Raw genomic sequence first — 7736 nt, forward strand, 5'->3', positions numbered from 1 at the left:
TACCAGCAGGTCCTGGCGCCCGAACAGGCCGCGCCCGAGCTGGAGTTGCGCACGACGACCGAGGAGCGGCTGCCCGGCGAACTCGCCGAGGCCGCCCGGCACGAGTTCGACGTCACCCGGGAACTGCCTCTGCGCGCCGAGCTGTTCGGTCTCGGCGACGACGAGCACGTACTGCTCCTGCTGCTGCACCACATCGCCGGCGACGGCTGGTCCCACGCCCCGCTGACCCGCGACCTGACCACCGCCTACACCGCCCGCCGGCAGGGGAACGCCCCCGACTGGCCCGCGCTGCCCGTCCAGTACGCCGACTACGCCCTGTGGCAGCGGGAGCTGCTTGGCTCCGAGGACGCGCCCGGCAGCCGCTACGGCGAGCAACTCGCCTACTGGACCGAGTCGTTGACGGGCGCGCCCGAGTCGCTGGCGCTGCCCGCCGACCACGCGCGCCCCGCCGTGGCGAGGTCGCTCGGCCGTACCGTGCCCTTCGACATCGGCCCCGAGCTGACCGGGCGGCTGCGCAAGCTCGCCCGCGACAGCGACAGCAGCCTGTTCATGGTGCTGCACGCGGCTTTCGCGAGCCTGCTGACCAGGATGGGCGCCGGCACCGACATCCCCATCGGCAGCCCCATCGCGGGCCGCACCGACGAGGGCGTCGAGGACCTCGTGGGCTTCTTCGTCAACACCCTCGTGCTGCGCACCGACACCTCCGGCGACCCGACCTTCCGCGAACTCCTCGCCCGCGTACGGGAATGCGACCTCGGCGCGTACGCGCACCAGGACCTGCCGTTCGAGAAGCTCGTCGAGGCCGTCAACCCGGGCCGCTCCCTGTCCAGGAACCCGCTCTTCCAGGTGCTGCTGGCCCTGCAGAGCATGCCCGCGGCCGACCCCGCGCTGCCGGGACTCGACGTGGCGCCCGAGCAAGTGCCCGTCGGATTCGCCAAGTTCGACCTGTCCCTCGCCGTCGCCGAGGAGCCCGCCGAGGACGGCGGACACCGCATCCGCGGCGACTGGGAGTACAGCACCGACCTGTTCGAGCAGCCCACGATCGAGGCGCTCGGTTCCCGGCTGCGCGCGCTGCTGGAGGCCGTCAGCGCCGACCCCGACCAGCGCATCAGCCGCGTCGGCGTCCTCATCGGCGACGAGCACCACCAGCTCGTCCACGCACGGAACGACACCACGCGCGCCACCGACGAGCGGCCCTGGCCGGAGCTCTTCGAGCAGCGGGCCGCCGCCGCGCCGGACGCAACGGCGCTGGTGTGGGAGGGCACCGAGCTGAGCTACGCATGGCTCGACGCCCGCGCCAACCGGCTGGCCCGCGCGCTGATCCGGCACGGAGTGGGCCCCGAGCAGGTCGTGGCGCTGTCCATGCCGCGCTCGCCCGGGCTGTTCGTCGCGATGCTGGCCGTGCTCAAAGCCGGCGGCGCCTACCTGCCCGTCGACCCGGAGTATCCGGCGCAGCGGATCGCCTATCTGTGCACGGACGGACGGCCCGCCCTCGTGCTCACGGCGTCCGAGGTCGCCGACCGGCTGCCCGGCTCGCTGCCGCGGCTGCTGGTCGGCGAGGACGGCTCGGCCGACGCCGCGGACGGGCTGCCCGAGCCGGACGTCACCGACGCCGAGCGCAGCGCGCCCCTGCACCCCGACCACCCCGCCTACGTCATCTACACCTCGGGATCCACCGGACGCCCCAAGGGCGTTCAGGTCTCGCACCGCAACATCAGCGCCAACCTCACGCCGCTCATCACGGAGTTCGGCCTCGGCAGGGGCAGCCGCGTCCTCCAGTTCGCGTCCGTCAGCTTCGACGCGGCACTGTGGGAGGTCACGCTGTCGCTGCTGTCCGGCGCGGCCCTCGTGGTCGCGCCCGTGGAGCGGACGCGCCCGGGCCCCGCCCTCACCGAGCTGCTTGCCGAGACCAGGCCCACGTTCCTCACGCTGCCGCCGTCCGCGTTGAGCGTGCTGCCCGACGGCGCGCTGCCGCCGGACGCCGACCTGGTGGTCGCGGGCGAGGCGACGCCGCCCGATCAGGTGGCGCGCTGGTCCGCCGGGCGGCGGATGATCAACGCCTACGGGCCGACGGAGACCACCGTCTGCGCCACCATGAGCGACCCGCTCGCCGGCGCGGTCGTGCCGCCGATGGGCGGCGCCATCCCCAACGCCCGCGTCTACGTGCTGGACAGCGCCCTGCGGCCCGCCGCGCCCGGAGTCATGGGAGAGCTCTATCTCGCGGGCGGCGGCGTCGCCCGCGGCTATCTGCGCCGGCCCGGGCTGACGGCGGAACGGTTCCTGGCCGATCCCTACGGGCCCGAGGGCGCGCGGATGTACCGCACGGGCGACCTCGCACGCTGGCGGACGGACGGGCAGCTGGAGTTCGGCGGGCGCGTCGACGACCAGATCACGCTGCGGGGCTTCCGCGTCGAGCCGGGCGAGGTCGAGACGGCGCTCGCCGCCCACCCGTCGGTCGGGCAGGCCGCCGTCGCGCTGACCGAACACGGCGAGGACGATCGGCGGCTCGTCGCCTATGTGGTGCCCGGCGCCGTGGCCCCAGAAGAAGACGGAGCCGCGGACGGCGACGACGAGCGGGACGAGGAGCTGGAGCGGGCGCAGCTCGACTCCTGGCAGCAGACCTACGACGCCCACTACGAGAGCGCCGAAGGCGAGTTCGGCACCGACTTCACCGGCTGGAACAGCAGCTACACCTCAGCTGCCATCCCCACCGAGGAGATGGCCGAATGGCAGCTGGCCACCGTCGAGCGGCTCCGTGAGCTGCGCCCGCGGCGGGTGCTGGAGATCGGCTGCGGCACCGGCCTGGTCATGGCGCCCGTCGCGGCCGAGTGCGAGTCGTACTGGGGCACGGACCTGTCGGCCGAGGCCATCGAAAAGGTCCGACGCGGCCTGGAGAGCCGCCCCGAGCTGGCAGGGCGTGTCGAACTGCGGGCCCAGCCGGCGCACGACTTCGACGGGCTGCCCGAGGGCCACTTCGACACGATCGTCCTCAACTCCGTCGTGCAGTACTTCCCCAGCGCGGAGTACGTGCGCTCCGTGCTGACCAAGGCCGTCGGGCTGCTCGCGCCGGGCGGCAGCGTCCTCGTCGGCGACGTGCGCAACCTGCGGCTGCTGCGCACCTTCCGCACGGCGGTCGAGCTGCGCTGCGGCGGCGACTTCGCCGACGCCGCAGCGGTGAGCCGGGCCGTCGAACGGAGCGTCGAGGGGGAGCGCGAACTCCTCCTGGACCCGGACTTCTTCACCGGCCTCGGTGCCGCACTGCCCGCCGTCGACGCGGTGGGGATCGCCGTGCGGCGGGGACGGCACCACAACGAGATGAGCCGCCACCGCTACGACGTCGTCCTCCGCACCCGCGCCGGCGAACCCGCGGACGGGCCGGCCAACCCCCCGGAGGAATCGCTGCGTTGGGACGAGCTCGCCGCCGCGCCCGGCGGGCCGGACATCGCCGCCCTGCTGGAGCGGCGCCGTCCAGGGCGGCTGCGCCTGACCGGCGTGCCCAACCTGCGGACCTTCCACGAGACCGAGGCCGAGCGGGAGTTGGCGAACGGCGACGCGGCCGCGGCCCTCGCACGCCTCGACGCCCCGCACCCCGAGGGCCTGCCGGACCCGGAGGACCTGCACTCCCTCGGCGAATCCCTCGGCTACCGCACGACGGTGACCTGGTCCGCCGAGGCGAGCGACGGCAGCCTCGACGTGGTCTTCTCCCCGGCCGCCGACGGCCCCGTCCACGACGCGTACCGCACCGGCGAGCCGGCCCCCCGGCCCGGCGAGCACCGCGAACTCGCCAACGCGCCCGCCCGCGCCGCCAGTTCAGGAACCCTCACCGCCGCGCTGCGCGCCCACGCCGAGCAGGTACTGCCCGCGCACATGGTGCCCGCCGCGTTCGTCGTGCTCGACGCGCTGCCGATCACGCCCAACGGCAAGCTCGACCGCGCCGCGCTCCCGGCACCCGACTGGGGCACCGACGCGCAGGGGCAGGCACCGCGCGACCTGGGCGAGGAGGTGCTGGCGACGCTGTTCGCCGAGGTGCTCGGGCTCTCCCGGGTGGGCGTCGACCGCGACTTCTTCGAGCTGGGCGGGCACTCCCTGCTCGCCACCCGGCTGCTCAGCCGCATCCGCACGGTGCTCGGCGTCGACCTCGCCGTCCGCGACCTGTTCGAGGCGCCGACCGTGGCCGGGCTTGCCGGCACCGTCGCCCGCGCGCAGGGCGACCGCCCCGCGCTTCTGACCCGGCCGCGCCCGCGGCGCGTGCCCCTGTCGTTCGCGCAGTACCGGCTGTGGTTCCTGAACCGCATGGAGGGCCCCGGCGCGACGTACAACATCCCGATGAGCCTGCGGCTGCACGGCCGGGTCGACGCGGCCGCGCTGCGCGCCGCCCTGCACGACGTCGCCGTGCGGCACGAGGCCCTGCGCACGGTGTTCCCCGAGACGGACGGCGAACCCGAACAGCTCGTCCTGGCCCCCGAGGACGCCCGCCCTGAGCTCGACGAGGTCGGCGCAGACCCGTCCGAACTCGGTGACCTGCTGTCCGCAGCCGCCCGCCGCGGCTTCGACCTGACCGCCGAACTCCCGCTGCGCACCACGCTCTTCGCAACGGCCCCGGACGAGCACGTGCTGCTCCTGGTGATGCACCACATCGCCGGCGACGGCTGGTCGTGGCAGCCGCTGGCGCGCGACCTGTCCACGGCCTACGCCGCACGCAGCGCCGGCAGGGAGCCCGGCTGGGCGCCGCTGCCCGTCCAGTACGCCGACTACACGCTCTGGCAGCGGGACCTGCTGGGCGACCCGGACGACCCGGCGAGCCGTTTCACCAGCCAGCTCGACCACTGGACGGGCGCCCTCGACGGCCTGCCCGAGGTGCTGACGCTGCCGACCGACAGGCCCCGCCCGGCGCGCGTGAGCCACAACGGCGGCCTCGTGCCGTTCCGCGTGGACGCCGGCACGCACCGGCAGCTGCTGCGCCTGTCGGCCGAGACACGGTCCAGCGTCTTCATGGCGCTCCAGGCCGCGTTCGCCGCGCTGCTCACCAAGCACGGCGCCGGCACCGACATCCCCATCGGCAGCCCCATCGCCGGACGCACCGACGACGCCCTCGACGACCTCGTGGGCTTCTTCGTCAACACCCTCGTGCTGCGCACCGACACCTCGGGCGACCCCACCTTCCGCGCGCTCCTGGAGCGGGTACAGGAGCAGGACCTGGCGGCGTACGCGCACCAGGACCTGCCCTTCGAGAAGCTCGTCGAGCACCTCGGCCCCGAACGCTCGCTGGCCCGGCATCCCCTCTTCCAGGTGATGCTGTCGTTCCTCAGCGGCGGCGAGGACCACATGCGGCTCGCGGGCCTCGACGCGCGGCCCGCACCCGTCGAGGTGGGCATCGCCAAGTTCGACCTGCATCTGAGCGTCGTGGAGCGCAGGGCGACCGACGGCACCCCCGAGGGCATCGACGGCGCCATGGAGTACAGCACCGACCTGTTCGACGCCGGCACCGTGCGCGACCTGGTCGACCGGCTGCTGCGCCTGCTCGCCGCGGTCGCCGCGGACCCGGACCGGCCGCTCGGCGCGGTCGAGGTGCTCACCGGGGAGGAGCAGCGGCGCCTGCTGGCGGCGGGGAAGGGCGCCCAGGGCGCGAGCGGCGGCGAGCGCGTCCACGAGCTCTTCGAACGCCAGGTGGCGCGCACCCCGGACGGCGTCGCCCTGGAGCACGCGGGCCGGCAGCTGACCTACGCCCAGCTCAACGCGCGCGCGAACCAGTTGGCGCGCGAGCTGGTCGAGCTGGGCGCCGGCCCCGAGCGCACCGTCGCCCTGGCGCTGCCCCGCTCGGCCGAGCTGGTCACCGCGCTGCTCGCCGTACTCAAGACCGGCGCGGCCTACCTGCCGGTCGACGTCTCGTACCCGGCCGAGCGCATCACCGGGATGCTCACGGACGCCGCTCCGGTCTGCGTCGTCACCGAACCCGGCGCCTGCGAGGGCGTGCCCGCGCACCTGGCCCGCACATCGCCCGGCGCCGGCGAGTCCCGCGCCGGCTCCGACCTCACCGACGGCGAGCGCGCGGCGGCGCCCGTGCCGGCCAACCCGGCGTACACCATCTACACCTCCGGCTCCACCGGTACGCCCAAGGCCGTCGTGATGCCCATCGCCGGCCTCGTCAACCTGCTGACCTGGCACGCCGGTCGGTTCCACGTGGAACCAGGCACGCGCACCGCCCAGTTCACCGCGATCGGCTTCGACTTCTCCGTGCAGGAGATCCTCGCGCCGCTCGTCACGGGCGGGACCCTCGTGGTGCCGCCGGAGGAGGTGCGCAGCGACGCCGACGCCCTCGCCGGCTGGCTGGAGGAGTCCCGCGTCAACCAGCTGTTCGCGCCCAACCTGGTCATCGAGTCGCTGGTCGAGGCCGCCGAGTCCCGCGGCACGGCCCTGCCCGACCTGACCGACATCTTCCAGGGCGGCGAGGCGCTCGCCCTCGGGGAGCGGCTGCGCTCCTTCCACGGTCGGCTGCCGGGACGCCGCCTGCACAACGTGTACGGGCCGGCCGAGACCCACGCCGTCACGACACACACCCTGCCGGCGGACCCGGCCGACTGGCCCGCCGGCGCACCGCTCGGGGAGACCGTCGCCGGCGACCGGATCTACCTGCTCGACGACGCGCTGAAGCCCGTACCGGCCGGTGTGGCGGGCGAGTTGTACGCGGCCGGCGCCGGAGTGGCGCGTGGCTATGCGGGGCGTGCGGGGTTGTCTGCGGGGCGGTTTGTGGCGGATGTGTTTGCCGGGCTGTTCGGTGAGTCGGGTGGGCGGATGTACCGGACGGGGGATGTGGCGCGGTGGCTGGCGGACGGTGGGCTGGAGTTTGTGGGGCGTGCCGATGATCAGGTGAAGGTGCGGGGTTTCCGTGTCGAGCCGGGTGAGGTCGAGCGGGTGGTGGGTTGGCTGCCCGGGGTGGCCCGTGTGGCGGTGGTGGTCGTCGAGGACCGGCCGGGGGACCGGCGGTTGGTGGCGTACGTCGTGGGTACCGCCGATTCCGTGCTGGATGTGGGGGTGTTGCGGGAGGGGGCCTCGCGGTGGTTGCCGGGGTTCATGGTGCCTTCGGCGTTCGTGGTGGTGGATTCGCTGCCGTTGACGGCGAACGGGAAGCTGGATCGTGCGGCGTTGCCGGTCCCTGGTGGCGTCGTGTCGTGGCGGGGTGCGCGGTCGCCTGTTGAGGAGTTGCTGTGCGGGCTGTTCGCTGAGGTTCTGGGTGTCGAGCGTGTGGGGATCGATGAGGGCTTCTTCGATCTGGGTGGGCATTCGCTGCTGGCGACGCGGCTGATCAGCCGTGTGCGGTCGGTGGTGGGTGTGGAGTTGTCGGTGCGTGAGCTGTTCGAGCAGCCGACGGTCGCGGGCTTGGCGGGTTTGCTGGGGGGTGCGCGGGGTGCGCGTCCGGCGCTGGGCCGGCAGGAGCGTCCCGAGCGGGTGCCGCTGTCGTTCGCGCAGAGCCGCCTCTGGTTCCTCAACAGGCTGAACGGACCGGACCACGGGTACAATCTGCCCGTCGCGCTGCGGCTGACCGGCGATCTCGACGTGGCGGCGCTGTCGGCGGCGCTGGGCGATGTGACCGCGCGGCACGAGAGCCTGCGGACGGTCTTCCCGGCGCACGACGGGGTGCCCTACCAGCAGGTCCTGGCGCCCGAACAGGCCGCGCCCGAGCTGGAGTTGCGCACGACGACCGAGGAGCGGCTGCCCGGCGAACTCGCCGAGGCCGC

1 protein-coding gene is annotated in these 7736 nt (G+C 74.1%); it reads left to right on the forward strand.

Going from position 1 to position 7736, the window contains the following annotated elements; translation table 11 throughout:
• Nucleotides 1-7736: non-ribosomal peptide synthetase (locus tag H343_RS32700; protein ID WP_037905042.1), on the forward strand; the 7736-nt coding region annotated here is incomplete at both ends.

The sequence above is a fragment of the Streptomyces sp. TAA204 genome, assembly GCF_000424965.1.